This window comes from Eudoraea algarum (genome assembly GCF_050589645.1).
GTDB lineage: Bacteria > Bacteroidota > Bacteroidia > Flavobacteriales > Flavobacteriaceae > JBNGOQ01.
The window spans coordinates 840,138-856,609 of record NZ_JBNGOQ010000001.1 but is presented as its reverse complement, the minus strand read 5'-3'; the positions used below and the strand labels follow the sequence as shown (position 1 = coordinate 856,609).

The following is a 16,472-nucleotide window of genomic DNA, read 5'->3' as shown; positions in this document are numbered from 1 at the left end:
AACATTCTCAATTCCACATTCCCAATTCTTATTTGTCCTTTAACCAGGCTAGAATGCCCTGTGCGGCCATCTTGCCCTCGAAAGCGGCATTGACCACTTCCGCACCTCCGTTGACGGCATCGCCGCCAGCAAAATATTTAGGGTTGGAGGTTTGATAGCTTTCGTTCACTTTCACCCGCGTCCGTTGGTCAATATCCAAATGGTTCACCAGTTCGTAGAACTTTCCTTGTTTGGCCTGTCCTGTTGCTTTTATGACCATATCACAATCGACCGTAAACTCGCTCCCTTCCACTATCTTTAGTTCTCCATTGACGCTATGGGTCTTTGCGAACCGCACTCCGTTGACCTTTCCATCTCCCACAATTTGTAAGGGCGTGGCGTTAAAAAGGCTATCTACCCCGGCACTTATGGCCAGATCGTATTCAAATCCATAGGCGCCCATGGCGTTTTTGTCCCTCCGGTAGGCCAAGACCACCTTTTTGGCGCCCATCCTGGCCGCTTCGGAAGCGGCATCCATAGCCGTGTTTCCTCCTCCAATGACCACGACCGTATCCGCTACCTCTACCTTATGATGTTTCATCCGCAGTTCCTCTATGAACTCCACCGCTCCCTGCACACCGTCCAAATGCTCTCCCTCCAGATTTAGGGTCGCTGTTTTTCCCAATCCGACACCCAAGAAAATGGCATCATAATCGGCTTCCAAGGTCTTGAGTTGTTCCTTGCTGTTTATGGGTGAGTTGTAGTGGATTTTAATACCCAATTGTTCCTGCAGATAGGCCACTTCCTTAAGCACCTCCGCATTGGTAATCTTATAAGGAGCTATGCCGTATACGGTAAGGCCGGAGGGCTTGTCCTTTGCTTCAAAAATATCGACCTCCACACCCAGGGTCCGCAGTTCACAGGCACAGGCTATTCCCGCTGGTCCTGCCCCGACAACGGCTACTTTCTTGCCTATGGAAGGGCCGGGAGCATAGAGTTGTTTCCCAGTTTCCATTGTAGTATAAGTGGCGTAGTTCTGTAACCGACCTATTTGGATCGGGGGCACGTCCTGATGGTTGTAGACACAGGCACCTTCGCAGAGTACCCCGGTGGGACAAACCACACCACAGGCATTCCCCAACCAATTGGAATCGAAAATGGTCTTGGCCGCCCCGGTGGTATTTTGGGTCTGGATTTGTTTGATGAACAAGGGAATATCTATTCCGGTAGGACAGGCCTGGATACAGGGCGCATCATAACAAAACAAACAGCGGGAGCTTTCGTAATAAGCCTCTGTTGGATTCATCAAGGGTTTCTTCTGCTTAAAATTCGCCTGGAATTCCGCCTCCGATGTCGGTTTGTCGTATTCTGCCATTGTTTAGTATTTAATTGACCTTATCATTTGAGCTCTATAGGTATTCCTTTTTACTTGATTCATTCGAAAATATTTTTCTTTTAAACTGAGGTGATTTTCCAAAGTTCAAGAGCAATCCTACTTCTATTTCTGTTGCCTTTAAGTAATTTATCAATTGATATTCATATTCCGGACAAAGCGCTTGCGTGGCTTTTAGTTCAACTATGACGGCTTCGGAAACAATCAAATCAGCATAGTAATCCCCTACTTTATGTTTTTTATAGTACACCTTGATCGGTTTTTGCTTTTCCACGAACAATCCCGTTTCCCTTAGTTCCAAGAACATCGCATTTTCGTATACCTTTTCCAGAAAACCATAACCCAAGGTATTATAAACTTTGTAAAAACACTCGATAATCTTTGCCGTAATATCGGAATGTTTGTAATCCTGTTGCCGTCCCATTTGTTGTTTTTGAATGTTGATAACACTGATAGTACTCATTTTCAGTGATATCCCCGTGCTCGGCATTCAAATTTGGGTCATTTATGTTACTTTTTTCCACGTTGTTATAGAACGCTGATGACACTGATTGGGCAGATTTTCACTGATATATCTGCGCCCATCAGCTTGATCTGCGTCATCTGTGTTCTTTTTTTTAACCCAACCAAACTCGTTCAACCCGCAAAAACCAATTAAAGCTCGGTGAGCTTCCCATAGGTTTCCGGGCGACGGTCCCGATAAAACTGCCAGGTGGAACGGACCTCATCAATAAGATCTAGGTCAAATTCGGCCACCAAAAGTTCATCATCATCACGCGATGCCTCGGCAAATATCTGCCCCCTGGGGTCTACAAAATACGATTGCCCATAGAATTTGCCCAGATTCCAAGGTTTCTCCTCACCTACCCGATTGATGCATCCCATAAAATAGCCATTGGCCGCCGCATGGGCCGGTTGTTCCAACTTCCACAGATATTCACTCAATCCGGCCACCGTGGCAGACGGATTGTACACGATCTCGGCACCATTAAGCCCCAGGACCCGTGCACCATCGGGAAAATGCCGATCATAACAGATATAGACCCCTACCTTGGCGTATTTTGTTTGGAAGACAGGATAGCCCAGATTGCCGGGTTTAAAGAAAAACTTTTCCCAAAAGCCCGTGGTATGGGGAATATGGTTCTTTCTGTATTTTCCCAAATAAGTACCATCCGCATCGATGACCGCAGCCGTGTTGTACAAGATTCCGGCCTGTTCCTTTTCGTAAATAGGAACGATGATCACCATATCGTACTTTTTGGCATACACCTGCATTTTCTCTACCGTAGGTCCGGGGACCAATTCGGCCGAGGCATACCATTTGCTGTCCTGACCAGGGCAGAAGTAGGGCGTATTGAAAATTTCCTGCAAGCATAGGATCTGCACGCCCTGTTTTCCGGCATCTTCTATATAGGGGATATGCTTGTTGAGCATGGCATCCATGATCTCCTGTATGCTGCCCTCGCCCTCCGTCATGGGGAGGCTCATCTGTATCAATCCTGATTTTACTTTTCTAGGCATGTTTTTTATAGTTATGAGTGTTCAATTATTGAGTTATGAATTATGAATTAGGGGTCAAGTATTTTTGTTTGGTCGTGAGAATTATGCTGTTTAATATTTTGATTATTTCATCACAATCCTTATTCAATTTATGAAATACTCTATGGTCTATATATCCGCTATCCTTCAATAAATTCAACCAATAGGTGGTTTCTCTGGCTTCTTTTAGGGAAATCCCCAATTTATACACAAAGTCCCTTTTGGAGACGGCGGCTACGGATTCATTAACATTCGCCCCAATGGAAGTTCCTGACCGTAAGATTTGTTTCGAAAGCACAAATTCCTTTTCCTTTTTTAGTCCTTTATATACTTCAATGATACCTAAAGCAAAATCATACGCTTTGCTGACAATAATATTATTTTTCCCAGTTGTTTTATCCTTTTGATTTCCCAATTCTAAACTCATAATTCATAGATTCAAATCACTTTAGAGATAGTATCTCTGGGAATAAACTGCCCATGCCCGGCCCGTAGCTTACAGTTTTCATTTTCAATGGCCACCGATCCCCTTAAAATAACCGTTTCTACTTTGCCCACCACCTCTTGGCCCTCATAGGCCGAATAATCACAGTTCATATGATGGGTGTCTACCGATAGGGTATGCGCTTTCTTGGGATCAAAGACCACCAGATCGGCATCCGAGCCAATGGCTACGGTACCCTTTCGGGGATACATACCGAATATCTTCGCCGCATTGGTGGCGCTGACCTCCACGTATTTTGTAAGTGATATCTTCCCTTTGTGCACTCCTTCGGAATACAGCAGTTCCATGCGGTGCTCTATAGCTGGATGTCCATTGGGAATCTTGGAAAAATCGTCCTTGCCCATCTGTTTCTGTTCCCAAAGAAAGGGACAATGGTCCGTACCTACCACTTGCACCAAGCCCTGGTTGATGCCGGACCATAGCGCCTCCTGGTCCTTCTTCTGCCGCAAGGGCGGACTCATTACCCATTTGGCACCTTCAAAGTCCTTTTCGTACAGAGAGGCATCCAACACCAGGTATTGGGTGCAGGTCTCCACAAATACCTTTTGGTTCCTTTGCGTTGCCTTGCGAACGGCGTTCAACGCCCCCTCACAGGTCATGTGCACAATATAACCTGGACAATCGGTGTAATGGAGCATGTCGGTGAAACGTGCGGAGGCCTCTGCTTCGGTTACCTCGGGTTGGGATAAATAATGGTACAAGGGTGATAGGTTCCCCTGGGCCCTGTTCTTGGCGATCAAGGAATCGATCATATCCCCATTGGTCGCATGCACCGTGACCAGGCCACCGTGCTTCTGCACTACCTTCATCAACTGCACCATTTGTCCGTCGTCTATCATCAGGGCTCCCTTGTAGGCCATAAAGGTCTTAAAGGAAGTAATGCCCTCTTTCTCGATCATATGTACCACTTCCTTGGCAACGGCATCATTGAAATCGGTGACCGCCATATGATAGGAATAATCCCCTATGGCCTTCCCCTTGGATTTTTGTTGCCAGGTTTTTAACGCATTCGCCAAAGTATCGCCCTGGGTCTGCAGGATAAAATCGATGACCATGGTGGTGCCCCCGTGCAAGGCCGCTCGAGTGCCCGTTTCATAATCATCACTGGAATAGGTGCCCATAAAGGGCATGTCCAAGTGCACATGCGGGTCTATACCGCCCGGAAACACCAGTTTATCCGTAGCATCAATGACCTTATCCGCGTCATAGTTCAAGTTTTTGCCAATGGCCACTATGGTCTCGCCCTCGGTATATACATCCGCGATATAACTCTCCGAAGCCGTTACGACCCTACCGTTTTTAATCAATATGGACATCTCATCGTTTTTTTAGCATTAATACGTAGTACAGTACGGACGAAATAATAAAGCCCGTAAACCAAGATAAGGAATATAAAAAATTCAGTGCTGGGACCCAATAGCCCACCAGCGCCAAAAACACGCCCACCAGAAGGGCGATCATCGCCGCGCTATTGATGCCCGACCTTCCATAAGCATAGCTGCCGTTTTCCTTGTAGAGCTCGGCCAGGGCCATATTCTTCTTGCGGATCACAAAATAATCCACGATCAGGATGCCTAGAACGGGACCCAAGAGGCCGCTCACAAAAATGAGGAAACCCGAAATCTCGTTCAGGAGCCACCAGGGGGCTATCAAAATACCGATGATCCCGGTGATGACCCCTCCCATGCGAAAACTGATCCGCTTGGGCAAAAGGTTGGAAAAGGCATTGGCCGGTGCAATCACATTGGCCGCAATATTGGTACTCAGGGTGGCGATCAACAAAAAGATCTGCGCAATGATGACCACCGTCGGGTTCTTAAAATTAGCGATAAGGGAAACGGGATCCCAAGGCGCATCATCCGCAATAAGTATGTCCTTAAAGTTGATGACCGTGGCACAGGTAACAAAAATCCCTACAAAGGAATAGAGCATCATGGTGCCCGGCAGCCCGATGAACTGGCCGGCCACTTGATCTTTCTGCGTCTTGGCGTAGCGCGTGATATCCGCTATGCTGATCGACATGGTGGCCCAAAAGCCAACCATGGCCGTGAGCCATAACAAATACCCCCAGAGTTTGGAGCCCCCACCGGCCTGTGTATCCACAAGGGAGGCGGTTACCACGCTGGACAATACCGGGGTCTCGCCCTCCGAATTTCTAAACTGGACCTGTACCTCCCTTGCCTCGTTATAGTCAGGTAGCGTTATGGGTTCTGCGGTATACGATTTCCAGATGCCCGTAGTCTGTGATGAGAGCAGGCGATAATCGTTTGCTTTTAGCGTTCCGTCCTTGTTCTTAAGGGCATTCAGCTGTAAATAGGCGCCTTCATCCGTCCTGGATATGACGGCTGCAGGTTTTTCCAACTGCTCGCTCTGTTGCAGGACAACGGCAAAACCATCGGCCTTGCTATAGCCCCACCAGATCAACATCAATCCCATTACAATCAATATGGGCGCCGAATAGGCCTCCAACCATTTGATACTTTCCGTGCCCTTCCAAATAAAAAAGATATTGATCAACCAAAAAACGGCAAAGCCCACAAACTTGCCCAGCGAAAGGCCCAGTTCGCCCTGTGTACCTGTTAGGGCGTTAAAAATGGCATAAATGGCCAAACCACCGATCCAGGTCTGTACCCCGAACCAGCCACAGGCAATAATGCCCCGGGTCACCGAGGCCAGATGTACGCCTTTGATTCCAAAAACCGCCCGGCCGATCACCGGAAAGGGAATGCCGTACTTTACTCCTGCATGACCGTTCAATACCATGGGAACCGTAATGATCAGGTTGGCCAGGCCAATGATGATCAAGGCCTCGTACCAATTCAATCCGGTCTTTATCATATAGGATGCCAGCAGGTAGGTAGGGATGCAAACGGCCATCCCCACCCATATGGCGGCCAGGTGCCATTTGCTCCAGGTGCGTTGTGCAGGTGGAACGGGTGCCAGGTCTTCACTGTATAACGAAGAACCCGAAACATCTTCCTGTAATTCAACAATATCCTTGCTCATATCTAGTTGCAGTATTGATCGGCAATGGCCATGGCTTCGGAAACAATTCCAAGGCCCTCGTCCACTTCGTCCTTGCTCACGTTCAAGGGCGGGGCAATAAAGATCCAGTTCCACCTTACAAAGGTGAACATCCCCAGCTCCCGGATCTTGGCCGCCATTTTTAGGGTGGCCTCCATTTGATCGGGTTTGGCGTTCCAGGGCGTGGTGGGTTCCCTGGTCTCCCGGTTCTTTACCAGTTCTATACAGCCAAGCAGTCCCGTATTCCTGAAATCGCCCAGGGAAGGGTGCTTCTCCTTTAGTTTTTCCACTTCTGCCTCGATATAGCTTCCCATCTTGGCCGCTTTTGCCACCAGTCCCTCCTCCTCGAGGATCTTAATGTTCGCCACGGCCGCTGCACAGGAAACGGCATGGGCCGAATAGGTAAGCCCCAAAAGCATAGGGTGGTCGTTAAATTTTTGGGCGATGGTATCCGTGACCGTCATGGCCCCCAGGGGCAGATAGCCCGAGGTAAGCCCCTTGGCCATACACATGATATCCGGAGTTACCTCGTGATGGTCCACGCCGAACATTTTTCCCGTTCGGCCAAAACCGCTCATGGTCTCGTCAATAATTAAGAGGATACCATAGCGATCACAGATGTCCCGTACTTTTTTCAGGTACATGGGCGGATATTTAATACAGCCCGAGGAGCCGGACTCTCCTTCGAACAGGATCGCCGCAACGGCATCGGGGTTTTCAAACTGGACCACCCGCTCCAGGTGGGCCGCCGCCCGTTCCCCGCATTCCTCCATGGTTGCGGAATTCCAAGGGCATCTATAAAAGTATGGGTTTTCTACATGGACAAAGTTGTTTACGGACTGCGCATCCATAGCAAACTTTCTGGGATCGCCCCCGGCGGACATGGCCCCGTAGGTAGCACCGTGGTATGACCGGTAATGGCCTATTATCTTGTGCCTTTTGGAATAGATTCTAGCGAGCTTAATCGCATTTTCTACCGCTTCTGCGCCTCCCAAGGTAAAAAAGGTCTTGCTAAGGTTGCCCGGGGTAATCTCCGCAAGCTTTTTGCCCAGCTTGCCCCGTACCTCTGTGGCCATGCCCGGATATACATAACTCACTTCCTGCATCTGTTTTGCTACGGCTTCGGTAATGCGCTGATCGCCATGGCCAATGTTCACGTTCATCAACTGTGAGGAGAAGTCCAGGTATTTTTTTCCGTCCCTATCGTACACATAGGAGCCCTTGGCACGATGTGCATTTATGGGATTGAGTCCGCCTTGTTTGGCCCAGGAAAATAAGGTGTAGTCTAAATTGTTCTTTACAATCTGATCATTCATGTATTGGCATTTGTTATGGGAGGAAATGGGTCCGGCTTAGCTCATCCAATTGATCTGTGCTTCCGGATTCCATTTCGTGGTTGTCTTTTTATTTTGGGTCCAAAATTCTATGGAGCTTCTACCCGTAATATCCCCGACCCCGAATTTAGACTCGTTCCACCCGCCAAAGGAGAAAGGCTCCCGTGGTACGGGCACCCCAATGTTTACACCGATCATTCCGGCGCTGGCGCGTTCCATTACTTGTTTGGCCAGGCCGCCGCTTTGGGTAAACACCGCCGCGGCATTACCGTAATTAGATCCGTTCTCTATATCGATGGCCTCATCCAGGTTCTTGGCCCTGATGATGGAAATGACCGGCCCAAAGATCTCTTCGCGGGCCACGGACATGTCGGTAGTGACATAATCCAAAATGGTAGGGCCTACATAGAATCCGCCCTCCTTGCCGGGAACGGTGGCATTTCTGCCATCTACCAGCACTTTGGCCCCATTGTTCTCCGCCTCGGTAATATAACCTTCTATGCGTTCCTTGGCCGCAGCGCTGATTACGGAGCCCAGGTTTTCGCCCGGCACTATTTTTTTGGTCTCCTCTACCATACGGTCTATGATATGCTGCACCTTGTCTACCCCCACCATAACGGAGGCCGCCATACAGCGCTGGCCCGCACAACCAGACATGGAGGCCACCACGTTGGAAGCCGTCATTTCCGGATTGGCATCGGGCAGTACCAACAAATGGTTTTTGGCCCCGCCCAGGGCTACACAGCGTTTCAGAGAAGCGGTGGCACGCTTGTACACGATCTTGGCCACCTTGGTAGAACCTACAAAGGAGACGGCTTCGATCTTGGGGTGGTCGCAAATGGCCTCTACCACTTCCTTGCCGCCGTTCACGATATTGAAGACCCCCTTGGGGAGTCCGGCTTCCTGCAAGAGTTCCGCCATGCGCATGGTACTCAAGGGCACCAGTTCCGATGGTTTCATTACCATGGTGTTGCCCAGCACCAGGGCGTTGGGCATGGTCCAGTGCGGTACCATATTGGGAAAGTTAAAGGGGGTAATACAGGCCACCACGCCCAAAGGCTTTCTTTCTATCCTACATTCCACGCCCTTGCTCACCTCCTGGATCTCATTCACCACGATCTGTGGCATGGACACGGCAAACTCGCAGAGTTCCATACTTTTTTCCACTTCGGCCTTGGCCTCACCATAGGTTTTCCCGTTTTCCAGCTGCACCAAATTGGTGAGCTCCTCCATATGTTCCTCCAAGAGGGTCCTGTACTTAAAGAATATTTGAACGCGTTCCTTTAGGGTCTTTCCGGACCATTCCGGATAGGCTTTGTGCGCTACCTGTACCGCCTTGTCCACATCGTCATAGGTAGACAGGGGAAGGGAGGAAATAATACTACCGTCCAAGGGACTGATTACGTCCATGGGCGTGTGTCCGTTCCGTTCAAAACTTCCGTCTATAAAATTCTGTACCTGGGGTTGTTCCTTTATCCGTTGCATACTGTTCTCTTTTTCTATTTTGAAGGTGTAGGCCTTTATATAAAAATACAACAAATAATTAAAGCGTAGGTTTTTACGGGCAACCTACGTTTTCGGGGCGTGCCCGGTGGGATTTTTACTCTTCCCGCTTAAAAAGTGTGGAGGTACCCATAAACTCTGATACAGTAATCTTTGGGTTGCCGTACAGATAGGTCTTGGCCGTGCCGCTGGAGGAAAGTTCAAAATGTTTATAGGCAAAGAATCTGGCGTTGGCAGAGCCTTCCACCCCGGCGATTACCGTAGCGGCCTCCAGTTTCTCCGCTCTTGCATTGGTATTTCCAATGAGCTTTATCTGCAGGGTATCGGTAGTACCCTCCATCCTAAAGGAGGCGTTGTTCCGTGCCTCTACCGTATTCTTTTCGCTTACCGAATAGATCTCTGCCTTGATCTTGTCCTTGAGGGTGATGTTGAGCGAATCTATGTCCAGATTAAAATCGCCACTACTATTACCCTCCATATTCAAGTCCATAATGGAGGCATCGGCATTGAGCTGTAGTTTGGAAAAGCCAAAAGTATTGACGTACAATCGGTCCGTGTTGATGATGTCTACCATGCCTATCTGGCCCTCGCGCAAGGTAATGGACTCCAATTCGCGGTAGTTCACGGTAATGTCCAATTGCTTCTTGGCCGTTATGGTGTAGAAAGAACTGATGACCAGGGTGCTGTCCCTGACCTCGAATTTTAGGATATCGATCAGATTATCATCGGCATTGATCACATAACCCGGTGTCACGGATTTGCTCAGGGTAATGGCCAGGTCGTCATTGAGTTCCACGGCATTAAAGTCTGGCAGGTCCTGTATGACCTCTATGACGCTTCTGTTGCCTTTTATCTTTGGTTTTCGCTGCGCGTGAACGATACAATGGGTCAATACCAAAACTGCTAGCACTATTTTCTTCACCTGGACCGGATTTAAGTTTGTTTCTCCCCTGCGGATAACTAAATATATTACAAAAAAGCGATATAATGCAGGTAAGTAGGGAAGACTTAGCGCCTAACTTAAAAAAAGTATGCAGCTAACTCTTGGAGACTTAGCGCGTAACTTTTTTCGATTTAGTAGGCAACTCTAAAAAAACGCTCTGTTTATGAGGTTTACCGCAGGGGATTTCCGAGGCTGAAAGAAATTGTTTGGAACTGTCACATCGAGCGCCCGCCTGCCTGCCGGCAGGCAGGCCTCCCGAGGTCTCGTACGGAGGACAGGTAGTCGAGATGTAATGGAAACTAGAACCCTACAAGAGTTCTCGACTGCCCGACTGCCTCGGGCACGGCGCTCGAACTGACATTTTTTACTACTTCTTACCGAATCCATACTAGCGGCCGGAGATTCCGAGTGAAGCGGAGCGGAGCGAAGAATCTAAAACAATGCGCAGTTCTCAATGTTAGGTGTTGAGTGATGGGTAATCATTCCCCTCATCCCTGCCTCTTGGCAGACCTTCTCCCCAAGGAGAAGGAAATCTTTTATACAATATAGGTCTCCTCTCCTCGTGGGAGAGGACTAAGGTGAGGGCCTTTGGATAGCCAACAATCCTATTCTCGACTGCCTGCCTTTTGCATAGCGCTCGAACTGACATCCCAATGCACTTTGGGTAATTTCTTTACTACCCTTCCGCCCCCGACGCTCGCATTGCTCGGTCGTGGCCACCTTCCCTTAACAAAGGGAAGGAGCTACTTGGAACTACGAATAATGTATTTCGAATGACAAATGAGGGTGCAAGACCACCATCGACCATAAAAAAAGCCCATCCAAAGAAGGACGGGCTCATACATCGTATGTCTTTCACCTTAATGGTGCATTTCTTCCTCGTTTTCCTGTAAGGGGATGTTCTGTGGCACAAAATCCTGTCCGGAAATAATGTACTCCCCGTTCTCATAGGTCTTGCTATAATCATAGGCCCAACGGTGTACGTGGGGAATTTCGCCTTCCCAGTTTCCGTGGAAATGCTCAATGGGCGCTGTCCACTCCAACGTATTGGACTTCCATGGGTTCTGTACGGTCTTCTTGCCGTAGAAAATACTGACGATAAAGTTGTACAGGAATACCAACTGTGCCAGACCGGCGATCAAGGCAAAGACGGTGATCAGTACGTTCACATCGGTAAGTTCATCGAACATAGGGAATGCCGTGTTCTCATAGTAACGCCTTGGCACCCCTGCCATGCCCACAAAGTGCATGGGGAAGAATACGCCATAGGCACAGACCGCAGTGACCCAAAAGTGTACGTAGCCCAGGTTCTTGTTCATCATGCGTTTAAACATTTTGGGGAACCAATGGTATACCCCTGCGAACAGTCCGTAGAGGGCCGAAATACCCATCACCAAGTGGAAGTGTGCTACCACAAAGTAGGTATCGTGCACATTGATGTCCAGTGTACTGTCTCCCAGGATGATCCCGGTAAGTCCACCCGAAATAAAGGTAGATACCAGTCCGATGGAGAACAACATGCCCGGATTCAATTGCAGGTTACCTTTCCACAAAGTAGTAATATAGTTAAAGGCCTTTACTGCCGATGGAATTGCGATCAATAGCGTGGTGAAGGTAAACACAGAGCCCAAGAAAGGGTTCATACCCGATATGAACATGTGGTGTCCCCAAACTATGGTGGACAAAAATGCGATGGCCAGAATGGATGCCACCATGGCCCTATATCCGAAAATGGGTTTTCGTGCGTTGGTGGACATCACCTCCGAGGTAATCCCCAGTGCGGGCAATAGTACAATATATACCTCCGGGTGCCCCAGGAACCAGAACAGGTGTTCGTACAATACAGGCGATCCGCCCTGGTAATGCAGCACCTCGCCCTGTATAAAAATATCCGAAAGGAAAAAGGAGGTTCCGAAGCTTCTGTCCATAATCAGCAACAAGGCTGCGGATAACAGTACCGGGAAGGATATTACCCCGATGACGGCGGTTACGAAAAAAGCCCAGATGGTCAACGGAAGGCGTGTCATGGACATGCCCTTGGTCCTTAGGTTGATAACGGTTACAATATAGTTCAACGATCCCAAGAGCGAGGAGGCAATGAAGATGGCCATGGAGACCAACCACAGTGTCATTCCCATTCCCGATCCGGACTGTGCCATAGGCAACGCACTAAGGGGCGGATAGATGGTCCAACCCGCAGAGGCCGGTCCTGCTTCCACAAAAAGGGATAGCAACATGATGACACTGGAAGTAAAGAACAACCAGTAGGAGATCATGTTCAATAGGCCCGATGCCATATCCCTGGCCCCGATCTGCAGCGGGATCAACAAGTTACTAAAGGTACCACTAAGGCCTGCAGTTAGTACAAAGAATACCATTATAGTACCGTGTATGGTAATCAAGGCCAAATATACCTCGGCGTCCATGACCCCGTCAGGAGCCCATTTTCCGAGCAAGGCCTCAAAAATAGGGAAGGATTCCCCTGGCCATGCCAATTGCATCCTGAACAAAAGCGACATCGCAATACCAATGAAACCCATGATCAAACCAGTAATAAGGTACTGCTTTGCGATCATCTTGTGATCCTGACTAAATATATATTTAGTGATAAAGGTCTCCTTATGATGATGATGTCCGTGATCTTCTTCGTGTTCGTGTCCTGTTCCTGACATAACCCCGTATTTTATTTTTATGTTTAGTTTTCTTTTTTGGTCAAAATTACTGCATCGATGCCATGGTCTGTCCAAAAGTCTGCTGACTTTCCATCCATTTCTCGTATTCCTCCTGGGTCTCTACAATAATCTTCATTTGCATGTTGTAATGCGACTTTCCACAAATCTTGTTGCACAACAAGATATAATCGAACTCCCATGGATCTGAATTATCCTGGCCGTTCGCGGCCCTTTCGGCCCTTATCTTATTGGTTCGTTTTACCTTGTCCACTACGTCCGGGTTCAATCGCATCTCTGCCGTTGTGGTGATGGGGGTAAACGAGAATTCGGTTATCATTCCGGGAACACAGTTCATCTGTGCCCTAAAGTGTGGCATATAGGCCGAGTGCAGTACATCTTGTGAGCGCATCTTAAAGTTTACCTTTCTACCTACGGGCAGGTGCAGTTCCTTTACGATAACATCATCCGTGGCGTTGGGATCGGCCTCGTCCAAGCCCAGTACATTGGCCCTATCAATATCTATCATCCGTACACTGGCCTCTCCCAATACATTATCCTCGCCGCCATACCTCGCCGTCCAGTTAAACTGTTGGGCATAGAGCTCCACGATCAAGGGATCGTCCTCCTCGTTGATGTCCATAATATTGGTCCAGGTGTACAGGCCCCACAGGATCAATCCTGCCAGTACGATTACCGGAATAATGGTCCAGATGAACTCCAATCGGTCGTTATCGGCATAGAACAAGGCTTTCTTTCCTGTCTCTCCCCTATACTTGTACCCAAAGTAGTGCAACAAGGCCTGGGTAATGGTCTGTACAAAGAAAATGATGACGAAGGAAACCAACATCAGATAGTCATAATCCGCTCCATGCGCAGAAGAAGCTTCGGGCAAGAGGAATTTGGTGTACTTCCAGAAACTGAAGATGGTAATACCGTAGATAAATATCAAAAATGCAAATAGGAGATAACCGTTGTTTTTGTTATCCGCATCTGTTGCTACTTGGGAGTTATCTGCCCTAACCTGTGACAATTCAAATATTTTGGTCATCTGCCAGATGGCAATTGCCACTAAGACTAAAACAGTAATCGTTAATAATGCAGTCATTGTATGATCTCTATTATACTTTTAAACTAACTAGTAATGAAAATGCCTACTCTCTTCAATAAAAGGATTGCGTTTTGGTTGCAAGGGCGCAGTTGTAAGTGCCCTGAACACCCAGAATATGAACAATCCGGCAAAAAACAATATTCCCCCGATCTCAGGAATTCCTATGTACCACTGATCGCCTACCGTAGCCGGCATAATCATATTAAATATATCCATATAATGCCCGGCAAGAATTACAATACCGGTCATAATAACAAACCAATTGATCCTTTTGTAATCGCTGTTCATCAACAGTAGCACGGGAAAAACAAAATTCATGGCCACCATGCCGAAGAAGGGCAAATTGTAATCCTCTATACGGGTAACGAAATAGGTGACCTCTTCCGGAATATTGGCGTACCATATCAACATAAACTGGGAAAACCACAGATAGGTCCAAAAAATGCTGAAACCAAACATATATTTTGCCAAATCATGGATGTGGCTGTCATTTACATCTTCCAAATATCCCTTGGATTTTAAATAGATCGTTACCATGGCAATGACCGTGATCGCGGAAACGATCATACTGGCAAACAGGTACCAGCCAAAAAGGGTGCTGAACCAGTGTGGGTCTACGCTCATGATCCAATCCCATGACATCATAGATTCGGTAATGAGATAAAATACCAGGAAGGCTGCCGAAATTCTAAAGTTCTTTACAAAGTTAGAATTGTCACTGGCCTCGTCCTGTGCCAAGGAGAATTTTCTGGAATACTCGCGGTACAAGATCCATCCGCCCAAAAAGATGGCGGCCCTAACCAAAAAGAAGGTAGGGTCAAGAAAGCCCGCTTTCCCCTGTAACAATTTATCATGTGCCACCACGTCAGAATCCATCCACACGAACAAGTGGTTCATATGCAGTACGGATAATACCAAGATTACAAATACAATGATCCCACCGGGGACCAAATAAGCAGTTATTCCTTCCATGACCCGGAACAGCAAGGGTGACCAACCCGCCTGCGCTGCCCGTTGTATGGCATAAAAAGCCAGGGCGCCCAGGGCGATCATCATAAAAAAGAAGGCAGCCACATAAAGTGCAGACCAAGGCCTGTTCTGTAACTGGTGCAGTAGATGCTCGTCATGGGAGGCATCGTGACCCTCATCATGCGTTGCGGCCGCTCCGTGGTCATCAGCAACGCCATGGGTTTGATCTGCCGCGTGGGGGTCACCATGGCCATCATCATGACTGGCTACGATTGCCTTTGCTTCTTCAACGGTGCTCGGTGCGGAAACAAAGCCAACGCCAAGACACAAGAGGCCCACGGCCATTAGAATGAAGGAGCCAATTTTTAATCTATTTGAAAAAGTGTACATACTGCTTAAATCTATGTATTATTTTGTTAAGTCTTGTTTCAATTTCATAACGTACTCCGCAACTTGCCAACGCTCTTTGTGATTCAATTGGACCGCATAGGAACCCATGGAATTTAATCCGTAATAGATGGTATGATAGGTACCACCAACAGAAATGTTACGGGCAACATCGTCATAACTGGGCACGCCCAAGATCTTCTCACGGTCTACCAAGCGGCCTTTGCCGTCTCCGTTGTTTCCATGACATATGGCACAGTAAATATTGTAAAGCTCCTTGCCTTCGGCCAGATTCACCTCGGTTTGCAGGGAATCCAGGGGACTCAGATCCAATTTGGCCAGCTCCCTGCCTTCAGGGGTGTTATCAAAATCATAGGGCATCCAACCTCGTGGAATGGTATTTTCCGCGGGTAGACGGGCTTCCATATGTTCAGGAAGGAAGTCTACTTTTTGATATGTCTCGTACCCTACAGGCTCGTACATATTGGGCATGAACTGATAATTTGGGCTGTTCTTGTCCGCACAGGCGGCAACGCAAAGGATCAACCCCAACACAAGTCCTATTTTGCTAAAATTGTTCATATTCAATGACTGCTTTTTTCTGAAATATTTATTTCCACGGCACCGGTATCCTGCAACAGTTCCTTTAGGGCCGCCTCATTGCCGTGCACTTCGATTTCCATGATAAAATGATCGTCAGTGGTTCTTACATCCGGATTTTCGGCTTTCTTAAAAGGCCACAGTTTGCTTCTCAAGTAAAAGGTGATTACCATTAAGTGGGCCGCGAAGAACACCGTTAGCTCAAACATGATCGGAACAAATGCCGGCATATTCTGCAAATACGTAAAGCTTGGTTTTCCGCCGATATCCTGGGGCCAATCGCTGATCATGATATAATTCATCATCACGATGGCCACGATAAGTCCCAAACACCCATACATGAAGGAAGTGATGGCGATCCTGGTAGGAGCCAACCCCATGGCCTTGTCCAGACCGTGTACCGGAAAGGGACAGTAGACCTCTTCAATATGGTGCTTGGCCGCCTTCACCTTCTTGACCGCATGCATCAGCACATCATCATCATTATAAAATGCCTGTATTACTTTAGATGCCATA

At 47.9% G+C, this 16,472-nt stretch carries 14 protein-coding genes; all 14 read right to left on the bottom strand.

The window, feature by feature from the left end; genetic code table 11:
* Positions 1-28 precede the first annotated feature (28 nt).
* Entirely contained in the window at positions 29-1,354 is a 1,326-nt protein-coding gene (locus ACRD67_RS03980; protein WP_430965741.1) for an NAD(P)-dependent oxidoreductase, read from the bottom strand.
* Between the two features lie 34 nt (positions 1,355-1,388).
* On the bottom strand, positions 1,389-1,835 hold the full coding sequence (locus ACRD67_RS03975) for a GxxExxY protein (protein WP_430965740.1): 447 nt from the start codon (positions 1,833-1,835) through the stop codon (positions 1,389-1,391).
* A 191-nt stretch (positions 1,836-2,026) separates the two neighbouring features.
* Entirely contained in the window at positions 2,027-2,893 is an 867-nt protein-coding gene (locus tag ACRD67_RS03970; RefSeq protein ID WP_430965739.1) for a nitrilase-related carbon-nitrogen hydrolase, read from the bottom strand.
* A 40-nt stretch (positions 2,894-2,933) separates the two neighbouring features.
* Positions 2,934-3,338 (bottom strand): four helix bundle protein, encoded by a 405-nt coding sequence (locus ACRD67_RS03965; protein ID WP_430965738.1) that lies wholly within the window; start codon positions 3,336-3,338, stop codon positions 2,934-2,936.
* Between the two features lie 11 nt (positions 3,339-3,349).
* A complete protein-coding gene (hydA, locus tag ACRD67_RS03960) occupies positions 3,350-4,732 on the bottom strand; it encodes a dihydropyrimidinase (protein ID WP_430965737.1) in 1,383 nt (460 codons plus the stop codon).
* Between the two features lies 1 nt (position 4,733).
* The gene (locus tag ACRD67_RS03955; protein ID WP_430965736.1) at positions 4,734-6,422 is read right to left on the bottom strand and encodes an NCS1 family nucleobase:cation symporter-1; all 1,689 of its coding nucleotides are present in this window, start codon (positions 6,420-6,422) and stop codon (positions 4,734-4,736) included.
* 2 nt (positions 6,423-6,424) lie between these two features.
* Positions 6,425-7,783 carry an aminotransferase class III-fold pyridoxal phosphate-dependent enzyme gene (locus tag ACRD67_RS03950; protein ID WP_430966182.1) on the bottom strand — a complete coding sequence of 453 codons (1,359 nt, stop codon included), beginning with the start codon at positions 7,781-7,783 and terminating at the stop codon, positions 6,425-6,427.
* 9 nt (positions 7,784-7,792) lie between these two features.
* Positions 7,793-9,259, bottom strand: coding sequence for a CoA-acylating methylmalonate-semialdehyde dehydrogenase (locus tag ACRD67_RS03945; protein ID WP_430965735.1), 1,467 nt, complete (start codon positions 9,257-9,259; stop codon positions 7,793-7,795).
* A 115-nt stretch (positions 9,260-9,374) separates the two neighbouring features.
* Entirely contained in the window at positions 9,375-10,199 is an 825-nt protein-coding gene (locus tag ACRD67_RS03940) for a GIN domain-containing protein (RefSeq protein WP_430965734.1), read from the bottom strand.
* Positions 10,200-11,080: 881 nt separating this feature from the next.
* Positions 11,081-12,892: a cytochrome c oxidase subunit I gene (locus ACRD67_RS03935; protein ID WP_430965733.1), complete on the bottom strand. Its 1,812-nt coding sequence runs from the start codon at positions 12,890-12,892 to the stop codon at positions 11,081-11,083.
* A gap of 46 nt (positions 12,893-12,938) precedes the next feature.
* The gene (locus ACRD67_RS03930) at positions 12,939-13,997 is read right to left on the bottom strand and encodes a cytochrome c oxidase subunit II (RefSeq protein WP_430965732.1); all 1,059 of its coding nucleotides are present in this window, start codon (positions 13,995-13,997) and stop codon (positions 12,939-12,941) included.
* A 30-nt stretch (positions 13,998-14,027) separates the two neighbouring features.
* Positions 14,028-15,359, bottom strand: coding sequence for a quinol:cytochrome C oxidoreductase (locus tag ACRD67_RS03925; protein ID WP_430965731.1), 1,332 nt, complete (start codon positions 15,357-15,359; stop codon positions 14,028-14,030).
* Positions 15,360-15,377: 18 nt separating this feature from the next.
* Positions 15,378-15,938, bottom strand: coding sequence for a c-type cytochrome (locus ACRD67_RS03920; protein WP_430965730.1), 561 nt, complete (start codon positions 15,936-15,938; stop codon positions 15,378-15,380).
* Between the two features lie 2 nt (positions 15,939-15,940).
* Positions 15,941-16,471 carry a DUF3341 domain-containing protein gene (locus ACRD67_RS03915; RefSeq protein ID WP_430965729.1) on the bottom strand — a complete coding sequence of 177 codons (531 nt, stop codon included), beginning with the start codon at positions 16,469-16,471 and terminating at the stop codon, positions 15,941-15,943.
* Position 16,472: the final 1 nt, after the last annotated feature.

Excerpts from the sequence above, each read along its gene's own strand:
- ACRD67_RS03930 (WP_430965732.1), bottom strand. The coding sequence starts at position 13,997 with ATGACTGCATTATTAACGATTACTGTTTTAGTCTTAGTGGCAATTGCC.
- hydA (WP_430965737.1), bottom strand. The coding sequence starts at position 4,732 with ATGTCCATATTGATTAAAAACGGTAGGGTCGTAACGGCTTCGGAGAGT.
- ACRD67_RS03945 (WP_430965735.1), bottom strand. The coding sequence starts at position 9,259 with ATGCAACGGATAAAGGAACAACCCCAGGTACAGAATTTTATAGACGGA.
- ACRD67_RS03935 (WP_430965733.1), bottom strand. The coding sequence starts at position 12,892 with ATGTCAGGAACAGGACACGAACACGAAGAAGATCACGGACATCATCAT.
- ACRD67_RS03980 (WP_430965741.1), bottom strand. The coding sequence starts at position 1,354 with ATGGCAGAATACGACAAACCGACATCGGAGGCGGAATTCCAGGCGAAT.
- ACRD67_RS03975 (WP_430965740.1), bottom strand. The coding sequence starts at position 1,835 with ATGAGTACTATCAGTGTTATCAACATTCAAAAACAACAAATGGGACGG.
- ACRD67_RS03920 (WP_430965730.1), bottom strand. The coding sequence starts at position 15,938 with ATGAACAATTTTAGCAAAATAGGACTTGTGTTGGGGTTGATCCTTTGC.
- ACRD67_RS03955 (WP_430965736.1), bottom strand. The coding sequence starts at position 6,422 with ATGAGCAAGGATATTGTTGAATTACAGGAAGATGTTTCGGGTTCTTCG.
- ACRD67_RS03925 (WP_430965731.1), bottom strand. The coding sequence starts at position 15,359 with ATGTACACTTTTTCAAATAGATTAAAAATTGGCTCCTTCATTCTAATG.
- ACRD67_RS03915 (WP_430965729.1), bottom strand. The coding sequence starts at position 16,471 with ATGGCATCTAAAGTAATACAGGCATTTTATAATGATGATGATGTGCTG.
- ACRD67_RS03965 (WP_430965738.1), bottom strand. The coding sequence starts at position 3,338 with ATGAGTTTAGAATTGGGAAATCAAAAGGATAAAACAACTGGGAAAAAT.
- ACRD67_RS03970 (WP_430965739.1), bottom strand. The coding sequence starts at position 2,893 with ATGCCTAGAAAAGTAAAATCAGGATTGATACAGATGAGCCTCCCCATG.